General features: G+C 36.3%; 25 protein-coding genes. 7 read left to right on the top strand and 18 right to left on the bottom strand.

Features of this window, described 5'->3' with window-relative positions; translation table 11 throughout:
• Positions 1-32: 32 nt before the first annotated feature.
• Positions 33-665 carry an NAD(P)H-dependent oxidoreductase gene (locus tag MP478_RS03715; RefSeq protein ID WP_257199623.1) on the bottom strand — a complete coding sequence of 211 codons (633 nt, stop codon included), beginning with the start codon at positions 663-665 and terminating at the stop codon, positions 33-35.
• 233 nt (positions 666-898) lie between these two features.
• Between MP478_RS03715 and MP478_RS03710 the strand changes: the two genes are divergently transcribed.
• Entirely contained in the window at positions 899-1,651 is a 753-nt protein-coding gene (locus MP478_RS03710) for an SDR family oxidoreductase (RefSeq protein ID WP_257199622.1), read from the top strand.
• 8 nt (positions 1,652-1,659) lie between these two features.
• On the opposite strand, the gene MP478_RS03705 is transcribed toward MP478_RS03710, so the two are convergent.
• The 14 genes from MP478_RS03705 to MP478_RS03640 all read right to left on the bottom strand — a co-directional run bounded on the left by MP478_RS03705 (position 1,660) and on the right by MP478_RS03640 (position 13,328).
• Positions 1,660-1,935, bottom strand: a complete 276-nt coding sequence (locus MP478_RS03705) for a hypothetical protein (protein WP_257199621.1) — start codon at positions 1,933-1,935, stop codon at positions 1,660-1,662.
• Between the two features lie 104 nt (positions 1,936-2,039).
• A complete protein-coding gene (locus tag MP478_RS03700; RefSeq protein ID WP_257190958.1) occupies positions 2,040-2,996 on the bottom strand; it encodes a protein-glutamine glutaminase in 957 nt (318 codons plus the stop codon).
• A gap of 341 nt (positions 2,997-3,337) precedes the next feature.
• On the bottom strand, positions 3,338-4,066 hold the full coding sequence (gene lipB / locus MP478_RS03695) for a lipoyl(octanoyl) transferase LipB (RefSeq protein ID WP_230034450.1): 729 nt from the start codon (positions 4,064-4,066) through the stop codon (positions 3,338-3,340).
• Between the two features lie 32 nt (positions 4,067-4,098).
• The gene (gene trpA, locus MP478_RS03690) at positions 4,099-4,833 is read right to left on the bottom strand and encodes a tryptophan synthase subunit alpha (RefSeq protein WP_257199620.1); all 735 of its coding nucleotides are present in this window, start codon (positions 4,831-4,833) and stop codon (positions 4,099-4,101) included.
• A 47-nt stretch (positions 4,834-4,880) separates the two neighbouring features.
• Positions 4,881-6,059 (bottom strand): tryptophan synthase subunit beta, encoded by a 1,179-nt coding sequence (gene trpB, locus MP478_RS03685; protein ID WP_257199619.1) that lies wholly within the window; start codon positions 6,057-6,059, stop codon positions 4,881-4,883.
• A gap of 4 nt (positions 6,060-6,063) precedes the next feature.
• Positions 6,064-6,609, bottom strand: a complete 546-nt coding sequence (locus tag MP478_RS03680; protein WP_230034456.1) for a GNAT family N-acetyltransferase — start codon at positions 6,607-6,609, stop codon at positions 6,064-6,066.
• Between the two features lie 91 nt (positions 6,610-6,700).
• Positions 6,701-7,153 carry an IS200/IS605 family transposase gene (gene tnpA, locus MP478_RS03675; RefSeq protein ID WP_257190962.1) on the bottom strand — a complete coding sequence of 151 codons (453 nt, stop codon included), beginning with the start codon at positions 7,151-7,153 and terminating at the stop codon, positions 6,701-6,703.
• Positions 7,154-7,189: 36 nt separating this feature from the next.
• The gene (locus MP478_RS03670; protein ID WP_257199618.1) at positions 7,190-7,873 is read right to left on the bottom strand and encodes a phosphoribosylanthranilate isomerase; all 684 of its coding nucleotides are present in this window, start codon (positions 7,871-7,873) and stop codon (positions 7,190-7,192) included.
• Between the two features lie 50 nt (positions 7,874-7,923).
• Positions 7,924-8,703: an indole-3-glycerol phosphate synthase TrpC gene (gene trpC / locus MP478_RS03665; protein ID WP_257199617.1), complete on the bottom strand. Its 780-nt coding sequence runs from the start codon at positions 8,701-8,703 to the stop codon at positions 7,924-7,926.
• Positions 8,704-8,755: 52 nt separating this feature from the next.
• Complete coding sequence (gene trpD / locus MP478_RS03660) at positions 8,756-9,742, bottom strand: anthranilate phosphoribosyltransferase (RefSeq protein WP_257199906.1); 987 nt, start codon at positions 9,740-9,742, stop codon at positions 8,756-8,758.
• Positions 9,743-9,780: 38 nt separating this feature from the next.
• Complete coding sequence (locus MP478_RS03655; protein ID WP_257199616.1) at positions 9,781-10,383, bottom strand: aminodeoxychorismate/anthranilate synthase component II; 603 nt, start codon at positions 10,381-10,383, stop codon at positions 9,781-9,783.
• An 86-nt stretch (positions 10,384-10,469) separates the two neighbouring features.
• Positions 10,470-11,894 carry an anthranilate synthase component I family protein gene (locus MP478_RS03650; protein ID WP_257199615.1) on the bottom strand — a complete coding sequence of 475 codons (1,425 nt, stop codon included), beginning with the start codon at positions 11,892-11,894 and terminating at the stop codon, positions 10,470-10,472.
• 253 nt (positions 11,895-12,147) lie between these two features.
• On the bottom strand, positions 12,148-12,792 hold the full coding sequence (locus tag MP478_RS03645; protein WP_257199614.1) for a hypothetical protein: 645 nt from the start codon (positions 12,790-12,792) through the stop codon (positions 12,148-12,150).
• A gap of 80 nt (positions 12,793-12,872) precedes the next feature.
• Positions 12,873-13,328, bottom strand: a complete 456-nt coding sequence (locus tag MP478_RS03640; RefSeq protein ID WP_257199613.1) for a cupin domain-containing protein — start codon at positions 13,326-13,328, stop codon at positions 12,873-12,875.
• Between the two features lie 201 nt (positions 13,329-13,529).
• Between MP478_RS03640 and MP478_RS03635 the strand changes: the two genes are divergently transcribed.
• The 4 genes from MP478_RS03635 to lysS all read left to right on the top strand — a co-directional run bounded on the left by MP478_RS03635 (position 13,530) and on the right by lysS (position 17,051).
• On the top strand, positions 13,530-13,748 hold the full coding sequence (locus tag MP478_RS03635; protein ID WP_230034480.1) for a hypothetical protein: 219 nt from the start codon (positions 13,530-13,532) through the stop codon (positions 13,746-13,748).
• Positions 13,748-14,122: a c-type cytochrome gene (locus MP478_RS03630; RefSeq protein WP_257199612.1), complete on the top strand. Its 375-nt coding sequence runs from the start codon at positions 13,748-13,750 to the stop codon at positions 14,120-14,122. Before MP478_RS03635 ends, MP478_RS03630 begins: the two co-directional genes overlap by 1 nt.
• A 3-nt stretch (positions 14,123-14,125) precedes the next feature.
• Positions 14,126-15,052, top strand: coding sequence for a 23S rRNA (adenine(1618)-N(6))-methyltransferase RlmF (rlmF, locus tag MP478_RS03625; protein WP_257199611.1), 927 nt, complete (start codon positions 14,126-14,128; stop codon positions 15,050-15,052).
• A 301-nt stretch (positions 15,053-15,353) separates the two neighbouring features.
• Complete coding sequence (gene lysS / locus MP478_RS03620; RefSeq protein ID WP_257190972.1) at positions 15,354-17,051, top strand: lysine--tRNA ligase; 1,698 nt, start codon at positions 15,354-15,356, stop codon at positions 17,049-17,051.
• Between the two features lie 36 nt (positions 17,052-17,087).
• Here the strand turns inward: lysS and MP478_RS03615 are convergent, their stop codons facing one another.
• The 3 genes from MP478_RS03615 to MP478_RS03605 are packed head-to-tail and all read right to left on the bottom strand — an operon-like array spanning position 17,088 to position 19,959.
• A complete protein-coding gene (locus tag MP478_RS03615; protein ID WP_257199610.1) occupies positions 17,088-17,603 on the bottom strand; it encodes a ClbS/DfsB family four-helix bundle protein in 516 nt (171 codons plus the stop codon).
• An 11-nt stretch (positions 17,604-17,614) separates the two neighbouring features.
• Positions 17,615-18,619 carry a cytochrome d ubiquinol oxidase subunit II gene (locus tag MP478_RS03610; protein ID WP_230034490.1) on the bottom strand — a complete coding sequence of 335 codons (1,005 nt, stop codon included), beginning with the start codon at positions 18,617-18,619 and terminating at the stop codon, positions 17,615-17,617.
• A complete protein-coding gene (locus tag MP478_RS03605; RefSeq protein WP_230034492.1) occupies positions 18,616-19,959 on the bottom strand; it encodes a cytochrome ubiquinol oxidase subunit I in 1,344 nt (447 codons plus the stop codon). Before MP478_RS03605 ends, MP478_RS03610 begins: the two co-directional genes overlap by 4 nt.
• A 233-nt stretch (positions 19,960-20,192) precedes the next feature.
• Here MP478_RS03605 and gyrB point away from each other — a divergent pair, with 233 nt between their 5' ends.
• Positions 20,193-22,127 carry a DNA topoisomerase (ATP-hydrolyzing) subunit B gene (gyrB, locus tag MP478_RS03600; RefSeq protein WP_230034494.1) on the top strand — a complete coding sequence of 645 codons (1,935 nt, stop codon included), beginning with the start codon at positions 20,193-20,195 and terminating at the stop codon, positions 22,125-22,127.
• A 95-nt stretch (positions 22,128-22,222) separates the two neighbouring features.
• The gene (locus MP478_RS03595) at positions 22,223-22,645 is read left to right on the top strand and encodes a DUF5684 domain-containing protein (RefSeq protein WP_230034497.1); all 423 of its coding nucleotides are present in this window, start codon (positions 22,223-22,225) and stop codon (positions 22,643-22,645) included.
• Positions 22,646-22,656 lie beyond the last annotated feature (11 nt).

The raw sequence follows: 22,656 nt of genomic DNA, 5'->3' as shown, positions 1-22,656 counted from the left end.
GATTTTCGGGTACGAAAGATTCGATGAAGATATTACTTTTTTATGATAAACTCATCCATTGGAACACGGACTTTTTTCATAGAAGACAGCCAGTCGTTTGCTTCGTCACGGTATCCAAGGTATAAAAGACTTACACTTTTCAATCCTAATTCTTTTAATCCCAATACTTCATCTACTACTTCATTGCTGAATCCCTCTGCAGGAGTACTGTCGATTTTAAGTTCTGCTGCCTGTGCAAGGGCAATTCCCAAAGCAATATAAGTCTGGCGGGCAGTATGTGCAAAATGTTCTTCAGGAGTCTGTGCCCCGTACATTTCTTTAATTTTATCTGTATAACTCCCAAAACGTCCTCTTGGAAGATCTCTTACATCCGTATGATGATCATACACTTTATCTATTTTCTCATTAGAATAGCTGTCCCATGCTGCAAAAACCAAAACGTGAGAAGAATCTCTCATTACCTCAGGATTTAAAGCTCCGGCTACCATCTTTTCCTTCATTTCCTGGCTTTCCACTACAATAATACGGAAAGGCTGTAACCCTGATGAGGTTGGAGCCAGTCTTGCTGATTCTAAAATGGTGTTTAAGTCTTGCTCCGATACCTTTTTGGTTGGGTCATATGCTTTTACTGCATGTCTCCAGTTCAAATTTTCTATTAATGACATTTTCTGATGTTTTAAATTATATACTTACTTATTATCTGTTCCCTAAATTTTAAGTTGTGGAACAAATTAACACTGCAAATATACAACAAATTAAATTGTATACAATTTAATTTTGAAAAATTTTATTGCCGGCAATTTCAATAAGGTGTAATTAGTTTGATTTTCAGCAAGATTCGGATTTTTTCAAAGCGGTGATATTCCAATCTTTGTCCTATCATTATAAACAAAAAACAATGCAGAGATTTAAAAACAAAACAGCTTTAGTTACAGGAGGTACCAACGGTATGGGATGGGCCACGGCAGAAAAATTTATAGAAGAAGGAGGTACCGTAATTATTACCGGACGAACAGATGAAACGGTAAAAAATGCTTTGGCTAAGCTTGGTAAGAATGCTTTTGGAATTGTCTCCAATGCCGGAGATATGAAGGACCTGATGAATTTGCAGCGAGAGGTAAGGCAGTATACAGACCAGATCGATGTTATCTTTGCCAATGCTGGCTATGGAAAATTTGCTCCTGTTGAATATGTAGACGAAAACCAGTTTGATGAGCTTTTCAATGTATTGGTGAAAGGTCCTTTCTTTACTGTTCAGCAGATATTGCCGTTGATGAAAAGGGGAGGTTCAGTTATTTTTAATACCTCAGTAGCTACAGATATTGCCATGCACAATTTCTCAGTGTATTCTGCCGCAAAATCGGCAACACAGTCTTTTATTAAAACATTTGCGGTAGAGCTTACAGAACGTGGTATTAGAGTGAACGGAGTAAGCCCGGGACATATCAGAACCAATATTTTTAATAATACAGGCTTAACCGCCGGGCAAATAGAAGAAGCTGTCCGGGATATCATTCCTACCATTCCTTTTAAAAGGCAGGGAGAGCCGGCAGAGATTGCTAATGTAGTTTTATTTCTTGCTTCAGAAGAGGCTTCCTATATTCATGGAGCAGAGATCAAAGTAGATGCCGGAATTTCTGTCATAAGATAATGAATACATTATTTGGCTTCTTTGACCTGTTTGATGATATTCGTATTATTTTCAATACCAATATCATATGTTTTTCCATTTTTATAACTCTGATTTACTTTTTCGATCAGAACCTTGTAATCCGGTGATTTTTTTGAAAGATAAAATACCTGAGCACTTATTCCGATAGCTACCCGTACGAAATCGTCCGGTTTGTCCGGATCTTCAGTAATACTTGAAATCGTTGAGTTAGTATACCAGGTTAAGTTCTGTGAACTGGAATTACCGGAGCAGGATGTAATCATAATAAAAAATAATAATATATAGGTCCAGGCTTTCATAGCAAAATGTATTAAGTAATAGCTCCTGCAATGTATGTAAAATAAGTGCAGGAGCTATTAAAAGTTAGTTAGAATCCACAACCTCCTACGTTAGGTGCTGGAGAAGGAGAACATCCTGATAAAGATGAGAATATATTCAATACACAATTGGTATTCACATAATTATTGTCATACAGTAAAGAACCGGCTGGGCTTCTATAGTAAACATTCCCTGCAGTATTTGCAAAAGATGAAACATAAGCAGATCCACAAGACGTATTCGTGCAGGCAGTTCTCCACGCCGTATCAGTTACTGGTCCGCTGGAGAATAAAGAAGGATCTATAATTCTTTTTTCTACCACTCCGGAAGCATTTTTAAAGCTTACAAGGATAGCAACATGGTATACCCATGATACACAGCAGGTACCTGTAGAAGCCCTTAGATTTCCATAGACGAATTGTTTTTCACAATCGTAACCCGCATTGATCAGTATTTGTCTCATTTTATGAGCTCTTGCATAGCAACCGTCTACAGGATATCTGAAAGTGATACAAGGGGAAGAAGCTGTAGAAGTTCCACATGCCTGATTTTTAATCTGAGCAAATAAACTGTTTAAAGTAGCTAAATTAGGGATAATGCTGGTTAATCTTCTTGCTTCTACCTGTACATCTTTCGTTAAAACAGATTTGAAATAACGGACATCTTCCTCTGTTGCTTTATCTACTTTTACAATTTCATGGCTATTAGGCTTTAAAAAAACATGAATTGGAGTTTCATCAGCTACAGCCTTTCTGATCATGGAAATATAGTTTTCATTTTCCTTGCTGTCCTGAATTTCAAAAGGCTGAGCAGTAATGATAAATGATACTTTAAATTTTCCGTTTTCTTTCTGTATCCCTACCGGGACAGTTCTTCCGAAATCTTTCAGAGCAATTTCTTTAGACTCTTTCGGGTTCATGCTTTCTTGGTTTGCGTTCGTGTCCGAACAGGAATTGAATGACAGTACTGATACAAATACCATCATTGATAGCAAAAATTTTTTCATAATTCTCATAAATTTGGTGGTTAAAAATTTGTCCTTTAGAGTGAATTTAGTTCACTTTAAAGTGATATTAAAAGTATAAAAAAATAAAATACAACCAAATTATTTTTATGAAAATTTTAAAAAAAAATATAAAATATTGGTTTTTTAAGTTAATTAATAAACTTAAATAGACGTATATCAATAATCATATGGTTTAAAATATAGTTTTTTTTAATTTTGAAATAGATATTGATTTTTATTTGTTTCAAAAGAAAATCCAGTTTCAATAGTTGAAACTGGATTAAGTTTTCTCAAATTGTATCATAGAAAAGATACGCAGGGAGTTGATATCTGTTTGATCATTATTTATAGATCATTTCAGCTTGAAAAACATCTGCAAAATGTTTTCTGATCTTTGCTTTCAGCTCTTCCACCTCTTCCGGTGTCAGTTCTCTTTCAAGTTCTCTTTTTAAAGAAGTGACCTGCTTATCTTTAATTCCACATGGAATAATATATTCAAAATAACGCATATCCGTATTGACATTCAAGGCAAAACCATGCAGAGTTACCCATCGGGAAGCTTTCACCCCCATGGCACACATCTTTCTTGCATAAGGCTTTCCTACATCCAGCCAGACTCCGGTTTCACCCTGAGAACGTTCTCCTTTAAGGCCATATTCTGCAATAGTTCTGATAATAACTTCTTCCAGATTTCTCATATATAAATGAATATCCGTAAAGAAATTTTCAAGATCCAGAACCGGGTAACCAACGATCTGTCCGTATCCATGATAGGTAATATCTCCTCCACGGTTAGTTTTTACGTAAGTAGCTTCTATTTCTTTCAGTTTATCAATCCCGGCGAGCATATTTTCCTCATGGCCGCTCTTTCCTAAAGTATAAACATGGGGATGTTCTACAAAAAGAAGATGGTTGGGGGTAGTAATGTGCTGTTCTGCAGGAAGATCACGGTTTTTAATTTTAGTGTCAATAATACTCTTCATCAGTGTTTCCTGATAATCCCAGGCGGGTTGGTATTCCTTGATCCCTAAATCTTCAAATTCTACTGCTTTATTTTGATTTGTATTCATTTCAATTTTTAGACATACAAATTTAGTGAATTTTAGTCTTTTATGGAATGGATAAAATCTATAGCCTTTTTCGTCCAGTCTTTATGCTGTAATAAAATATTTACAAAGGCTGTTCCAATGATTCCACCATTTGCTTTTTCGGTCACATTTTCAAAATCTTCTTTAGATTTGATTCCGAAACCGATCATAACAGGATTTTTAAGGGGAAGGGAAGCTAATCTTGCCAGATAATTTTCATTCTTTACCACAGCATTTTCATTTCCTGTCGTAGAGGAAGAACTCACTGCATACAAGAATCCTGAACTTAAAGAATCTAAATAGAGAATTCTCTCATCAGATGTTTCCGGAGTAACCAGAAAGGTGAAGTTGAGATGGTATTTTTGTAAAATATGCTGATAATTTTTCTCAAACTCAATAGGAGGGAGATCAGGCAGGATAAGTCCTGAAACACCACTTTCTGAACATTCTTTACAGAACTTTTCAAATCCAAAACTTAAGACTGGATTAATATATCCCATCAAAATAATCGGAATTTTTATTTCATTTTTTATGGTTTTTAACTGAGAAAAAAGCTTTTCTATAGTCATTCCGTTTTGCAATGCGAGCTCGTGTGCCTGCTGAATCACCGGTCCGTCCGCCACCGGATCAGAGTAAGGCATTCCGATTTCAATCATATCCGCTCCGGAATTCTGAATTAATTTTATAATTTCAGGAGTATCTTCCAGTTGTGGAATCCCTGCTGTGAAGTATATATTTAATTTTTTCATTTCTTATTGTATTAAAAGTAGAATAGATACATTCTACATCCGACATTTTACAGATTTTTCAAATACGTTTCCATATCCTTGTCTCCACGGCCGCTCAGACAAATAACAACAATATCATTTTCTTTAAATTTTTTCTTGTCCAGAACAGCTAAAGCATGGGAGCTTTCTAAAGCAGGAATAATACCTTCCAACTTAGTGAGGTCAAAAGCAGATTGTAAAGCTTCATCATCATTGATGCTGAAGAATTCTGCCCGTTTTTCCTGAAACAAATGAGCATGGAAAGGTCCGATTCCCGGGTAATCAAGTCCGGCAGAGATAGAGTGAGGTTCTATGACCTGCCCGTCTGCAGTTTGCATCACCAGGCTTTTGCTTCCATGAAGAACCCCCAAAGTTCCTAAAAAGGTAGTAGCAGCAGATTTTCCGGAATCTACTCCAAGACCTCCGGCCTCTGCAGCAATGATTTTCACGTCTTTTTCTTCTACAAAATGGTAAAAAGTTCCTGCAGCATTACTGCCTCCTCCCACGCAGGCAATCACATAATCAGGATTTTCCCTTCCGATTTTCTCCTTAAGCTGCTCCTTAATTTCTTTTGAAATAATACTCTGAAACCTTGCCACAAGATCCGGAAAAGGATGAGGTCCCACTACACTTCCGATGACATAATGTGTCGTTACAGGATTGTTGATCCAATCTCTTAACGCTTCATTTACAGCATCTTTCAGTGTCTTTGAACCTGATGTAGCGGCAATAACCTCTGCGCCAAGCATTTTCATCCTTGCCACATTGGGAGCTTGTCTCTGAATATCTATTTCTCCCATATAAACAATACACTCAAGACCAAGAAGCGCACAGGCGGTAGCAGTAGCAACACCATGCTGCCCCGCTCCGGTTTCAGCAATAATCCTGGTTTTCCCTAAACGTTTTGCAAGCAGAACCTGCCCTAAAGCATTATTGATTTTATGAGCTCCGGTATGGTTCAGGTCTTCTCTTTTTAAATAAATTTGAGTATTGTATTTTTTACTTAAATTTTTTGCAAAATAAAGCGGAGTGGCCCTTCCTACATAATGGGTAAGCAGGTCCTGATACTCATTCTGAAAATCTTCAGACTCAATAATTTCAAGATAGTTTTTTTGAAGTTCATCTACATTCGGATAGAGCATTTCAGGGATGAAAGCTCCTCCAAATTCTCCATAATATCCGTTTTCATCGGGTTTTTTATAATTCATTTCTTTATTCTTTAGTAATTAAATAGGCATTATTCTCTGCACTCAACTGACTGAGCTGTTCTTTTCTTTCTTTTGAAATATTAAAAATTAAAATATCATCGTCATCAGAATTGATCCATTCTGAATCCTCATTCTCTTTGATTGATTTTGCCTTATCATACAGAATTTCAATATCACACTTCTGATAAAAAGGACGGAGTTCCTTATGACAGAACCCAATGGTTTCTATATTTCTCTCACTCACATTATCTTTAAAATACCGGACAAGTTGGGCTCCATATCCTTTTTTCTTATGAGCTGAAACAAGTCCTACAGCCTCAGCAAAGGAAATTTGTTCTTCGGATATTTCTAATGTAAAATCAAAGTTATTACGGATAACAGCCAATATAGATTCATCCATATCCAACAGAAGATGAAATTCTGAGTCTTTAAAGAAAGTCCGGAAATAGGTAGGTTTCATAGTGCTCCATACTGAGATATCCCAAAGCTGAAGAATATGATCTATTTCAGCTTCCGTCAATTCTTTCGTTTGTTTTATCTGATACTTCATGAATTTAAATTATAATTAAAGGTAACAAAGAGTCCCGAAGAGGCAATTTAATCAATAGCAAAGGATAAAATCCTCCTGCTTTTGCATTTTATCAATCCCATAAATATTTTTCGTCATATTCCATCTTATGTTTTTTTAATATTTCAATGAGTTCATTTTTAAAATTTTGTTTCTGATGGTGCTGACGTTGGTTTTGGATATAATTCATTACAATACTAATATCTTTTTCTCCAACCGAGAAAGCTCCATAACCATCCTGCCAAAAGAAATTTTCATATTTCTTACCTTTTGTTTTGATCCATTTTGATGAATGTGCCTTGATTTCCTGAACTAATTTCATCAATGCAATTTTTCGGGACAGTTTACAGAGAATATGGATATGATCATCTGTACCTCCTATTTTTAATGCCTGGCTTTCAAAATCTTTGCACAATACAGCAAGGTAAGAATGCAATTCCTTTTCTATTTTTTCATCAATAAAATCCTCTCTGTATTTTGTGCTGAATACAATGTGAACATAATTTTTGACTAATGATTGTGGCATTTTTTGTGTTTTTGGTTAATTGGACTGTGTCCAATTCTATGGTAACTCGTCCCGTTGGGACTCTTTCTTGTACAATATTGATGCAAACCGTTTAATTCTGTTGATATCTTTATTGCCGGGTTCAATTTCAAATTTTGAATTGATGTCTAAAGCAAAAGGTTTTTGGTCTAATGATTTAATATTTTCTATATTTTCTTCTGAAATACCGCCACTTAAAAAATAAGGGAGAGGGATTTCAAATACATTCAGTAAGGTCCAGTCGAACTGTTTTCCGGTTCCTCCAAAGGCTTTGCTGTCTGTGTCAAATAACAAATAATCGAGGGCTGAGAGTGGAGAATTGATAATCTGCTGTATTTTACTCTTATTTTCTACCGTGTCATTGCCGATTCTTATGACTTTAATGATTTTAATTTCCGGACTTAGCTTTTTTCTTAAATCAATGATAAAATTCTGGTTTTCATCGCCATGAAGCTGGATGTAATTTAAATGGGCTTTCTCAGCTATTTCCAGAATTTGATCTACCTCTTCATTCACAAAAACACCAGTTTTTCCTGAATGTTCAATGTTTGTAATATCTTGAAGACTCAGATGATTCAGCACATATCTCGGGGATTTGTCATAAAATATAAAGCCGAGAAAATCTGCTTTCATACCAATCAGCTCCTGAATCTGTTCAGTATTTGTTAAGCCACATACTTTGAGGTGAGGGTGCAGGTTCATTCAGTATATATTTTGTTGTTACTCATTTATTCTCACATTCTCAAACAGCTTTATTGGCCGATTTTAATGCTGAACTCTTGAAATGCTTTTGTTGGATTAGAATTCTTCATAAAATATTCACCCATCAGAAAGGCATCAAATCCTTTTTCTTTTAAATAGCTGAAGTCTTCAAGACTGTAAATACCACTTTCTGCTACAGATAAAACGTCTTTTGGAAGTAAATTTTTTAACTGTACAGAATGTTGTAAATCAACTTTAAAATCTTTTAAATTTCGGTTATTAATTCCCACCAGGTCAATATTTGAATGAAAATGTTTTAATTCTTCCTCGGTATGAATTTCCAGTAAAACCTCCAGGCCTAGCTCATGGGCTAATTCTGTGAACTCCTGCACCTGATTGGGCGAAAGACAGGATGCAATCAGTAAAACAGCATCCGCTCCAATGCTTTTTGCTTCGTAGAACTGATACTCATCAACCATAAAATCTTTCCTCAAAATAGGAATATTGATTTGATTTCTTACAGTCAGAATATCACTGAGATCACCCCCGAAAAAATCTTTATCTGTGAGGATAGAAATTCCGCTCGCCCCGAAATTTTCATAGGCAGAAACTACCTCTAAAGGAGAACTCGTGTTGTTGATAATTCCTTTTGAGGGAGATTGCCTTTTAAATTCAGCTATAATTCCGCTTTTATTTTTTACAGATTCTTTCAGAGAATAGGCCTTTCTTCCAAAAAATGCTGCATCTTTTAATCGGTCAACAGAAATATTGGATTTTGCAGCCGCAATCTCTTCTTTTTTTCTTTCAATAATTTTATCCAGTATAGTCATTTGGGTTTAGATAGAAGTTATAATGGTGGTTAAACAGCTTTGTGTTTTACTTTCAATTTATTAAAAGTTCAAAACTCTTCAGTGCTTTTCCGTTTTCCAGGCTTTCTTTAGCCAAAAGAAGACAGTCTTCATAAGATCCAAACTTATGGGTGTGGTGAAGCGATACGGAAGCATTGGCCAGCACTACGGAATTCTGCTGCTCTGTACCTTTGCCCTCCAGAACATTTCTGAATATCTTTGCGGTTTCCTGAATGGTATTACCCGCTTTAATACCTTCCAGTGTTAAAGGATTAAAGCCTAAATCTTCTGCAGAGTAGATGCTTTCACCATTTTTAGTGATAATCTTAGTGTCATCAGTCAGGCTGATCTCATCATAACCGTCTAATCCGTGAACGAGCATGAAATCACGATCTTCTTTTTGCAGGAGATACTGATATATTCTTGCAATTTCCAGGTTGTATACTCCAATGACAGAATATTGTGGCTTTGCAGGATTTACCAAAGGTCCAAGAAGATTGAAAAAAGTTCTCAATCCCAATGATTTTCTCAATAATCCAACGGATTGAAGGGCAGGGTGAAAGTAAGGAGCATGCAGAAAACAGATATTAGCCTTTTCTAGATCTTCATTCAGCTGATCTGAATTATTTTTAAACTCATATCCAAGTTCCTCCAGTACATTGGATGAGCCTGTAGTGGTTGAAGCTCCGTAATTTCCATGTTTTGTTACCTTCTGCCCGGCTCCGGCCACTACAAAGCTGGCCAATGTTGATATATTGATTGTGTTTTTTCCGTCACCTCCTGTTCCTACAATATCGATGGTGTCTTTAGACTCTATATTTACTGGAACAGCCATTTGCAAAAGAGCTTCTCTGAAGCCTTCCAGTTCTTTTAATGTAATATTACGCATCAGAAAAACACTGACAAAGGCAGTCACTTCTGCAGCATTGAATTTATTCTGGGCAATTTCAATCATGGTAGCTTTTGCCTCAGATTTTGATAACGTATTATGATTAAACAGGTATTGCAGTATTTCTTTCATTTGGGGTGTTTTTATTGTTGAAGAGATTTCCGTTGTTTTCATTGTAAAAGAAAGTTTTTAATGATGGTTTCTCCTTCAGGTGTTAAAATACTTTCCGGGTGAAACTGTACACCATGTACATCATAGGTTTTATGCTGTAAAGCCATGATCATTCCGTCTTTATCTACTGCGGTAATTTCCAGTTCTTCAGGGAAATTTTCAGGATTCACTGCCCAGCTGTGGTATCTTCCTACTTCAAGACCTGAAGTAATCCCTTTGAAAACTATAGTGTTTTCTTTTATAATTTCAGTAGTCGTTGCCACTCCATGAAAAATCTCAGACAGGTTGATGAGACTTCCTCCGAAAGCTTCTGCAATCGCCTGCTGGCCAAGACATACGCCCAAAATACTTTTGGTAGAAGCATATTCTTTGATGAGATCCAATAGAATGCCTGCTTCTTCAGGAATTCCGGGGCCAGGAGAAAGAATTATTTTATCATATGTTCCAACCTCTTCTAATGTAATCTTGTCATTTCTTATTACATCCACTTTTTGATCCAGAATTCTTTCGATGATCTGAACAAGGTTATAAGTGAAGCTGTCGTAATTGTCGAAAACTAAAACTTTAGATTTTGAGTGTTGGTTGTTTATATTGCTGTTCATTTTTTTTATTTTTTTTGATTGGCCAATTGTTGGTGAGTTGTCAGGTTAGGTTTACTTTTTAGGGTATTTGTTTTACCTTACCATTTTTAACTTTTAACTATTTTTTCTGCTTTTTCTACCGCTTTTTTCAGCGCATTCAATTTATTATTCACCTCCTGTAATTCACTTTCAGGGACAGATTTGGCCACAATTCCGGCTCCCGCCTGGTAATACAGGGTATTGTTTTTGCTTAAAAATGTCCTGATCATAATAGCCTGATTACAGGTCCCATTCAAGCCTATCATCCCAATACATCCACCGTAATATCCACGGGAATCTTTCTCATATTGATTGATAAGCTGTAAAGCTCTGTGTTTGGGTGCTCCGCTTAAAGTTCCCTGTGGAAAAGTTGCAGAAACCATTTCAAGAGGATTGATGTTTTCGGGTAGATCTGCTGTCACTTCACTTACCATATGAATAACATGGGAGAATAATTGAATTTCTTTAAGTTTGGTAACGGTTACATTTTTTCCAAGCTTTCCAAGATCATTTCTTGCCAGGTCTACCAACATGGTATGCTCTGCATTTTCTTTTGGATCGGCTTTTAATATTTCGATAGATTCAAGGTCCGTTTCAAAATTTCCTGTTCTTTTGGATGTTCCGGCGATTGGATGAATAATGGCCTTGTTGTTTTTAATAATCAGCTGACTTTCAGGGCTTGATCCGAATAGTTTGTAATTTCCGTAATCAAAATAGAATAAATAAGGAGAAGGATTGATGTTTCTTAAAGCCCGGTACACGTTAAACTCATCGCCTTTAAACTTCTGCTCAAACCTTCTGCTTAAAACCAATTGAAATACATCCCCTCTCATGCAGTGCTTTTGAGCTGTTTTTACCAATTCAATATAATCCTCGTTAGTAATATTAGAGGTTTCCTGGCCGTTTTTTTCAAAAGGATAAACCGGGGTGTTCTGATTTTTAATAATATTTTCCAAAAAGTGAAGCTCAGATTTTATACCGTCAATCTGATTTTCAATAATATACATCTCATCATTAAAATGGTTGATGGCAATCACATATTGATACAGTCGGTATCTGAGGATCGGAAGCTCTACTTCCGGGCTTTGCTCCTTCAGATTTACATTTTCAAAAAACTGTACGGCTTCAAAACTTGTATACCCAAAAAGACTTTGAGCAGTTTGCTCGATGGGATCATCTGTTTTCTCACATTTGAAAACAGTGCGAAAGCTTTCAAAGATCTCAATAATATCACGCTCCATGATCAATTGTTTTACAGGAGCGGAATTAGGAAGTTTAACTTCAAATTCGTTGAGGTTTTTCACTTCAATTCCTGCAATAGCATTGATGGCAATAAAGGAAAAGTTGTTGTCAATACTCTTTGAATCAGAACTTTCCAAAAGGATGGTGTCCCTGAATTTATCTCTGATTTTAAGATAAATATTCATTGGAGTATGAAGATCTCCTAATGTTTTTTTCGAAACAGTTTTTATTTTGATAGTATCAGTAAACATCTGTAGTTTTATTTTTTAGGTGAGAGTAAGGAATAAAAAAAGGCTTTAACGGAATCCGTCAAAGCCTATATATTGTATTTTAAATTAATTCTGCTTATGATTAGCAACATGACAATACCTCCAGACCCGACGAAGAGTTTGAAAGCCACCACCAAATATTGTTGCTCATATTTAACATGGGACAAATGTAGAAATTTTTTTAATACAAAGAATAAAAATTTGAAAAAAATAAAAAAAGAAGTATTAAAATTTATTATTTCACCTGTTCAAGCTCCTGTTTGAGTTCTTTTAACTTTGTTTCGTAAGTTTCATCATCATAATCTTTTAGATAGTTTTCTAATGCTGCAATATACTCCCGGATAAAATCTTTGTTGGTTCTGTCTGCTTCATATTTAATCTTTGCAGAATTGACCGGAGCAAGCTTTGAATATTTAACAGCCATCTTTCCTTCTTCAGATTGATTATAAAGAATGACTATGTTTTTTTCATATCCCGGGATATATTTTACCGGAAATGGTTCTTCCATCCGGGGAATTCTGATGGCATTTTCAATAGGGTAGATTGAAGCGGAAGTGGTAGAAAAATAGGTGGAAACATATTTTCCGTCCTGCTTCTTTACAATAGCTTCATAATCATGAATATACATTTCATTCAATGTAGAATTGGTTTCCACATCAGAAGTGATAATAGCGGTGCTTTCCACACCATATTTATGTAAGAACCAGGCATTCAGAAACTGCCCGCCAAATCCGTTTAGAATGGCCAAAGGGAGAATAGGAGCCAGAAACCATGCTTTTCTTGTCAGATAGGAGAGTAACCCAAAGAATAAAATGATGAGGATCACAGTATAAAAACCATGATGACTGGTAAAAAACAGAATTTTTGATAGTAAAATCATAGCTTAAATTTAATAATATCTTTTTAATATCAATTTAGAATGAATAGTAAATTTCAAAAATTCTGTTCAAAAAAAATCATTTAGTTCACCGGTTCTGATAAAGGAAGGTCTGTGGTTCCACTATAGAAGACTATTAAGGTGGCCCCTTTTTCTCCGGTCTTGCCTCTGTGGGCGATATTTACCATTTCCGGAACTACCTGTCCCTGTTTGATCCACTGGGTTTTGCCGTCTTCTTTTCTCTCGATCTGTATTTCTCCTTTTTCTATATACGCTGCATTGATAACCGGATGTTTATGCCAGTTCAGCGCTTTATGAGGAGGTACTAAAATTCTGAGAACTGATATTTCCGGCTGCCCGTTCGGATAATTGGGATATAGTGTTCCATCCCATGATTTTGTGGTTTTTAAAAGGGTTACAGATTCTATTTCATCGGAATATTCTGATTTCTGATCATCATGCGATGAATTGTCACAGGATAAGGTGAGGGAAGTAAGTACAACAAATAAGATTGTACTCAATGCGTTTTTTCTAATCATAAATTTAAATTAATAATATTGTTTTTGATTTCGGTAATTATGACTGCAAAAATACTAATCAAATTTAAATATCCCTAATTAATGAATTATTTATCATCACTAATTTTAAATATTTTCTTTGAAAAAATATTTTCCAAAGAAAACATTTGTCATAAGTTTAAAACTTTATTTTTTATACTTTTGCTTCCAAATTAGAAAACAATGAAAAAAGTATTAGCTATCGCATTTATCGGAGGATTATTAGTCATAAACTGTTCAAAAAAGACAGATCATTCATTACAGGACAGCAACACTATGCTTCCGGAACCTGAAGTAACAACTGTAGTAGATTCTACGGCTAAAACTGCTGCTCCGGCTGCTGCAACTCCGGCTACACCCGCTCCTGAAGCTGCTAAAACAGACTCTACAGCAAAGAAATAATGAAAAATATATTTTTGGCAGGAGCCTTAGGTCTTTTGATTTTTTCCTGTTCTAAAAAAGAAAATACAGCAGATGTGGCTGCATCTTCTGAAACCGCTGTTGTTTCAGAACCTGCAAAATCTAATCTTTCAGGTGATCAGATCATCGAAACATTGGACTGTTCAGGATGTCACTCTGTTACAGAGAGAATGATAGGACCTTCTTATCAGGAAATAGCTGGTAGGTATTCTGAAAAGGATATGGATATGCTTGCTTCCAAGATTATAGAAGGCGGAAGTGGAGTTTGGGGAGGTGTCCCTATGGCTGCCCATCCACAGGTATCTAAAGAAGATGCCAAAAAGATGGTGGAGTATATTTTAAGTCAGAAGAAATAAAATATGTCTACTGAAAAATCCAGTTTGCACACAAGAAATCTGCATCGTAATCCTTATGATTTTGATCAGCTCATTTCTTGTGTGCCGGAACTGAAGCAGTATGTTTTCGTTAATGCTTATCAGACGGTAACCATTAACTTTAGTATTCCTCAGGCGGTTAAGCTGCTCAATAAAGCATTACTGTTACATTTTTATAAGGTTAAAAACTGGGATATTCCTGACACTAACCTATGTCCGCCTATTCCGGGACGGGCAGATTACGTACATTATATGGCAGACCTGTTAGCTGAGCACCAACGTGAAGTTCCTACCGGAGCTTTTGTAAAAGGTTTAGATATTGGAGTAGGAGCGAATCTTGTTTATCCCCTGATCAGCCATAGATCTTATGGATGGACCATGACGGGAACGGATATCAGTGAAGATTCCTTGGCTAATGCCCAGTTTATTTTAGATCAAAACCCTGATCTTTCATCGGTTATTGAGTTAAAACATCAAAAAAACTCCGAACATATATTCAAAAATATAATTAATGCCGGAGACCGTTTTACATTTTCAATGTGTAATCCTCCTTTTCATGATTCTCAGGAATCTGCTATGAAGGGGAATATAAGAAAAACAAAAAATCTTAACCGTTCCAGGAGTCAAAAACCATTACTTAATTTTGGAGGACAGCAGACAGAATTATGGTGTGAAGGTGGTGAACTTGCTTTCATTACAAAAATGATTAACGAGAGTTCTCTGTACTCATCACAGGTTCTTTGGTTTACATGCCTTGTTTCTAAAAAAGATAATCTCCATAAACTTACTGCGCTTTTAAAAAAGATAAAAGTAGTAGAATTCAAGATCATCGATATGGCTCAGGGACAAAAAATAAGCAGAATACTGGCCTGGACATTTATTCCTAAACAGAATCGTAAAGACTGGTTTTAAACTTCAATGGTCAATTTGCGGTACAACTTGATCTATTTTCACGATAAAGCAAATTCACTAGGAGGGGCAATGTTCAGAATTGGAATTCTGTAACAGTGTAAAGAGATTGGCAATTCAGTTATCATCTCAAGTCTCCAAGTCTCAAGTCTCATATCTCTAAGTCTCTTGTCTTTACTCTTATCTTCTTGTATCTTAGTTACAAAATTTACCATTCATCCTCACAATTTGAAAAAATTCTTGAAAAGCGATTGATGGTCACCTCAAAAATGACTAAATTTGTACGCTTTTAGAAAAATAAGAAATGCAATTATCAGAACAAGAAATCATTAGAAGAGAAAAGCTGAACAAGCTTACTGAAATGGGGATTAATGCGTTCCCTGCGGAAGAGTATACTATTACAGATACTACAGAATCTATAAAACAGGATTTTTCTGAGAATAAACAGGTGAAGATCGCTGGTAGATTAATGTCCCGCAGAATTCAGGGGAAGGCTTCTTTTGCTGAATTGCAGGATTCTAAGGGTAAGATCCAGGTATATTTTAACAGAGACGAGATCTGTCCGGGAGAAGACAAAGAATTATATAACGAAGTGTACAAACACCTTTTGGATATTGGTGATATTATCGGTATTGAGGGTACTTTGTTTACCACTCAGGTAGGAGAGATGACCGTTTTAGTGAAAAACTTTACCCTTCTTACTAAGGCTTTACGTCCTCTTCCTCAGGCTAAAACTGATGATAACGGAGTAGTACACGATGGATTTACGGATCCTGAATTAAGATACAGACAACGTTATGTAGATTTAACAGTAAATCCACAGGTGAAAGAAATTTTCGTGAAGAGAACAAAGTTGTTCAATGCGATGAGAACTTTCTTTAATGATGCCGGATACTTTGAAGTGGAAACTCCTATTTTACAGTCTATTCCTGGAGGAGCAGCAGCAAAACCGTTTATCACGCATCATAATGCTTTAGATATTCCATTATATTTAAGAATTGCCAACGAACTATATTTGAAAAGATTAATCGTAGGTGGTTTTGACGGAGTATATGAGTTCTCTAAAAACTTTAGAAATGAAGGAATGGACAGGACTCACAACCCGGAGTTTACAGCAATGGAAATCTATGTTGCCTATAAAGACTACAACTGGATGATGGATTTCACCGAGAAATTATTGGAATTCTGCGCTATCCAGGTGAACGGAACTACAACAGCTACTTTTGGAGAACATAATGTGGATTTCAAAGCTCCTTATCCAAGAGTTTCCATGACAGAAGCTATCCTGAAATTTACAGGTTTTGATATCACCGGAAAAACGGAGCAGGAATTATATGATTTCGCAAAGTCTATCGGAATTGAGGTGAATGAAACAATGGGTAAAGGAAAATTAATCGATGAGATTTTTGGTGAAAAATGTGAAGGAAACTTCATTCAGCCAACATTCATTACTGATTACCCTATTGAAATGTCTCCACTGACTAAAAAACACAGAAGTAAAGAAGGTTTAACAGAGCGTTTTGAATTAATGGTATGTGGAAAAGAAATCGCAAACGCTTATTCAGAGCTTAATGATCCTATTGATCAGAGAGAGCGTTTTGAATCTCAAATGGCCCTATCTGAAAGAGGTGATGATGAAGCAATGTTCATTGACCAGGATTTCTTAAGAGCTCTTGAGTACGGTATGCCACCAACTTCAGGATTAGGAATTGGAATGGACAGATTGATTATGTTCTTAACGAACAATGCGTCTATTCAGGAAGTTTTGTTCTTCCCTCAGATGAGACCGGAGAAAACCGTTCCTCAAATTGAATTGGGAGAAGATGAGAAAGTAATTATTGAAATTCTGAATTCTCAGGAAGATGCAATGTCTTTGGCAGAAGTAAAAGAAAGAAGCCAGTTATCAGGAAAAAAATGGGATAAAGCTTCTAAGACTTTGACCAAGAATAATCTTGTGAAGGTTGATAAGATTGATGAAGTTCTTTTGATGAAACTGGTATAAGTTTTAGCGAAATAAATAGTAAAAACCGGTACAGAATTAGTCTGTACCGGTTTCTTTTTTCCATTTTCGTACTTGAGCTCTGAAATTTTTAAAGGGTGCTACGGTATTAATGTGCACCCATTTCCAGACCGGCCACTTTGCAGGTGTTGTTGCCCATTTTCTTTGCTCAGGAACAAATAATGTTTCGTGGTCAAGATGCTCTAACCATTCTATAATTTCATGAACCTGCTTTTGCAGTATCTTTCTTTGCTGTTGCAAGTTGTATGAACCGTACTGATCATAAAATGACTGATATAAGCCTTTTAGATTATTCCATTTATATTCAGGGGTAGGTGTTTTTACCTCTATTCCTTTCTTTTCGTCAGACTCCCATTTTAAAAGTAAATGGGTCCATCCGATCTGATAAGAAATATTTTGTGATGGTGTTTTATCAATTCCGGGTTTCTGAAGGTCTTTTTGCTCTTCTTTAATATCATCAAACTCCTGATCATAGAGAAGATAGCTTTTATTTAGTGTTTCAATAAGCTCACTGGTATTATTATACTGTTGCATTGCTTAGTATTTTATTTTCTCAACTTACTAAACGAAGCCATCAGATAAAATAAAAATGGCAGGATAAATAAAGAACCAAGCATCAGCGCCCATCCCAATGCAGAAATGGTTTTAGCCGGAGCTGCAGTAGTGAAAAGTGAAAGATGCTGTCCGTTTGCCAGTAAAATAATATCAGGATTATGCTGGTATGTTGCTGCTACAAGGATCATCACAATCTGAAAACCGGCAAGCGCTCGCACGGGCAGTAATTTCTGCCGGTTCATAGCCTTGAAGATGAGCAATAAAGCGATAGTGGCAAAAGCAATAGCCATAATTCCTAAAGGTTTTGAAAATACCCACATTACGAGGGGGATGTCAGAAATATAAGCTGTGAAAAACACAAGAATTCCGGTAATGACTACAAAGATCATAGTTTGTTTAGATTTTCTGATCATCAGTAACAGATCTGCCTTATCTCTTGTCTCTCTTAATGAAAAGATAGAAGCAAGATATGCACAGAGTGCTACGGTAAATAACCCTACAGAAACCCCAAACCAGTTTAACCAGCTGAAAATATAAAGATCCAGAAAATTGGTAGCGTCAGGATTGATGGAATGAGAAACTGTAGCTGCAGCTATTAACCCCAGGAAAAAAGGAGTTAAAAGACTGGCGTAGTAAAATATCTGGGTATATAAAACCTGCCAGTTATCTTTCACAGCATCATAATGCCTGAATGTAAAAGCTGTTCCCCTTGCAATAATACCTAAAAGCATCAGTACTAAAGGAATGTGGAGATACGTAGACATAGTAGTATAAATCTCAGGAAAACCTACAAAAAGGATAACAATGGCAATGATAAGCCACATATGATTGGCTTCCCAAACCGGGGCAATAGATTCATACATGATTTCCTGGGTCTTATGACGGGCTTTTTTATTGGTGAAAAGCTCTACAATACCCGCTCCGAAATCAGCGCCTCCCAGAATCATATAAAGACAAATGGAAAGCCATAGAAAGCCTATAACAATGTAGATCATGATTTTTTGTTTTTATCGTTAAACTGTGGGTCTGTAGGGTCATAAATCTTAGGTACCATCTGTATCTGTCTTTTTAACAGGAAAACAAGAATCAGTGATAATGATACGAAAATAGCAGTGAAGAAATAGAAGGAATATTGTATTCCCGGCATTGGTGTTACAGCATCTATGGTTCTCATGATTCCGTAAATAATCCAAGGCTGCCGGCCTACTTCAGTAACTGTCCATCCGGCTTCCAGGGCAATATATCCGAAGGGCGTGGCAATTAAAAATGTTTTTAACAGCCAGGTTTTCTTCAGCCATTCTTTTTTGAAGAATGAAGCATATAAGTAGATAACCCCAATACAGATCATAATAACTCCAAAGAAGATCATAATCTGAAATGCATAATGGGTAACGGCTATTGGGGGCCATTCATCTTTTGGAAAATCTTTAAGACCTTTTACTTCAGCATTGAAATCATTGCTCACTAAAAAACTCAGGACCTTGGGGATTTTTATTGCGTATTTTATTTCTTCCTTTTCTTCATCAGGAATTCCACCGATCACAAAGGCGGCTCCTTTTTCCGTTTCAAAATGAGCTTCCATTGCAGCCAGCTTAATAGGCTGTCTTTCTGCTACAGACTTTGCCGCAATATCACCACTTAAAGGAGCTCCAAAAGCACCTATAAGGGCAAATCCAACAGCAATTTTAAAAGCTTTGGTATGAAATTCCACATTCCTTTTCTTAATAATCAATAAAGCATGCACCCCGGCCACAGCAAATCCTGTAGCACAAAAAGCAGCTACAGTCATATGAAGGGCCTGTGGAAACCATGCGTCATTAAACATAGCTTTGATAGGATCAATATTCAGATACTGCCCGTTAATATAATCGAAGCCGGTAGGAGAATTCATCCAGGCATTGGCCGCCACTACCAGAATTCCGGAAGCGAGCCCGCTTACTCCTACAAGGAAACCACAAAACCAGTGAAACCATTTATTGAATCTTTCCCACCCATATAAAAAGAAGCCAATAGCAATAGCTTCAATAAAAAATGCTGTTCCCTCTAAGGAAAACGGCATTCCAAAAATAGGACCTGCATGTTTCATGAATCCCGGCCATAGAAGCCCCAGTTCAAAGGAAAGCATAGTTCCGGAAACAGCACCTGTAGCAAATAATATGGCTACCCCTTTACTCCAGGCTTTGGTAAGACCTTTATATACTTCATTATTTGTTTTTAAGTATTTCCAGTGGGCAAAAGCCATAAGGAAGGGCATTACCATACCCACGCAGGAGAATATGATATGAAAGCCCAGAGAAAGTGCCATCTGTGCACGTGCAGCAATAAAATCATCCATAATATCAACTTTTCAGTAAATAAATTTACGTATAAATTATTGATGTTAAGTATGATTTAAAACAGCTGATTATTCAGGTAGACCAGTTAATTTTGAATCTTTTACCAGTCCGCTGTTATTTAAGTTTTCACTAAGAAAAGTCTACATTTTTTGACACATTTTAACTTTCATAATTCGAAAAAAATCACGATATTTGTAAGTCTTTGCATATAGCAAGATTTTTAATATTTAATATGAGTCAGAAACAATATACAGCTAGTAGTATTCAGGCATTGGAAGGAATGGAGCACGTTCGTATGCGTCCTTCAATGTACATTGGTGATGTAGGGACAAGAGGTCTTCACCATTTGGTTTATGAAGTAGTAGATAACTCTATTGATGAAGCGTTGGCAGGATACTGCGACACGATCTTTGTGGCCATTAAAGAAGGAAACGGAATTGAAGTAAGTGATAATGGTAGAGGTATTCCGGTTGATTTTCACGAGAAAGAGCAAAAGTCCGCTCTTGAGGTTGTAATGACAAAAATTGGAGCCGGAGGTAAGTTTGATAAAGATTCTTATAAGGTTTCAGGAGGTCTTCATGGAGTAGGGGTATCATGTGTGAATGCACTTTCTAACGAAATGATAACTACCGTTTACAGAGATGGAAACGTTTATCAGCAGGTGTATTCTAAAGGAAAAGCTCAAACGGGAGTAGAGGAAATTGGTAACAGCGATAAAAGAGGAACAAAACAGTTTTTCCAGCCGGATGATACTATTTTTACAGAATTAGTTTATAACTATGATACGTTAGCGAGTCGTTTAAGAGAACTGTCATACCTTAATAAAGGAATTACAATTACGCTTACCGATGAAAGAGAGGTATTGGAAGATGGCTCTTTTAAAACCGAAATTTTTCATTCTGAAGGAGGTCTGAAAGAATTTGTTGCCTATATTGACGGAAGCCGTGAATCTATTATGGAGCACGTGATTTTCATGGAAGGTGAAAGAGATGATATTCCGGTTGAAGTAGCAATGCGTTACAATACATCTTTCAACGAAAACTTACATTCTTACGTTAATAATATTAATACTCACGAAGGGGGTACTCACCTTGCCGGTTTCAGAAGAGCTCTAACAAGAACTTTAAAGAAATATGCAGATGAATTGGGGCTTCCGGCAAAAGAAAAAGTAGAAATTACGGGAGATGACTTCCGTGAGGGATTAACAGCTGTAATTTCTGTAAAAGTAATGGAACCTCAGTTTGAAGGACAGACCAAAACGAAATTAGGAAATTCCGAAGTTTCTGGTGCTGTTGATAAGATTGTAGGGGAAATGCTGACTAACTTTTTGGAAGAGAATCCTAATGAAGCTAAGATTATTGTTCAAAAAGTTGTACTGGCTGCAAAAGCAAGACAGGCAGCAAAGAAAGCCCGTGAAATGGTTCAGAGAAAATCTCCAATGGGAGGTTCTGGTCTTCCGGGAAAACTCTCTGACTGTTCGTCCAAAGATCCGGCTGAATCTGAGATCTTCCTTGTAGAGGGAGATTCCGCAGGGGGTACAGCTAAACAGGGAAGAGACAGACATTTCCAGGCTATTCTTCCGTTAAGAGGTAAAATTCTAAACGTAGAGAAGTCTATGCTTCATAAAGTATATGATAACGAAGAGATTAGAAATATTTATACTGCCCTTGGAGTTTCTGTAGGAACTGAAGAAGACAGCAAAGCATTGAATATGGCTAAGCTGAGATACCATAAAGTTGTAATCATGACCGATGCCGATATTGACGGATCTCACATTTCTACCCTGATTCTTACGTTCTTCTTCAGATATATGAAAGAACTTATTGAAAACGGATATATTTATATTGCTCAGCCACCTTTGTATTTATTAAAAAGAGGAAACAAAAAAATGTATGCCTATAATGAAAAAGAGCGTGAAGAGTTTACATTGGAAATGTCTCCGGACGGAAAAGGAGTAGAAGTACAACGTTACAAAGGTCTTGGAGAGATGAATCCTGAGCAGCTTTGGGAGACTACTCTTAATCCTGAACATAGAATTTTAAAGCAGGTAACTATTGATAATGCTGTAGAAGCAGATAGTGTTTTCTCAATGCTGATGGGGGATGAAGTTCCGCCAAGAAGAGAATTTATTGAGAAAAATGCTAAGTATGCAAAAATTGATGCATAAGAGTATTTAAAAGATACATTTAAAATATACAAGAAAAGCTTCTAATTATTTAGAAGCTTTTTCTATATTTGAGGAAACTAATAAAAAAAATTAATATGTTAACTATTTTACAAACAGACCCTTATGATGGGGTAGATGCGGTGTCCGGAGCAGCGGCAGCCGGATTGGGAATCGGAACAATGTTCATAAGTTTACTGGTCTATATATTTTATGGATACTGTATGTACAAAATCTTCCAGAAAGCAGGAAGGGAAGATGCATGGGCTGCATTTGTTCCTATTTACAATATCATTGTTTTACTGGATATTGTAAAGAAACCTACTTGGTGGATTATTTTATTTTTTATTCCCTTTGTTAACCTTTTTGCAAGTTGGGTAGTCAACGACAGATTAGCGAAAGGTTTTGCAAAAGAGACGCCTTTATATACCCTTTTGTTGTTTTTCTTAGGATTTATTTTTATCCCGGTTTTGGGGCTTGGAAGTGATCCCTATGATAGCAAAAGAATTCCTAACGATTAGAAATAAAGATA

Origin of the sequence: Chryseobacterium sp. WG14, from assembly GCF_024586945.1 — a bacterium.
GTDB lineage: Bacteria > Bacteroidota > Bacteroidia > Flavobacteriales > Weeksellaceae > Chryseobacterium.
The sequence above is the reverse complement of the archived record's forward strand: the minus strand, read 5'-3'. Positions and strand labels throughout refer to the sequence as shown.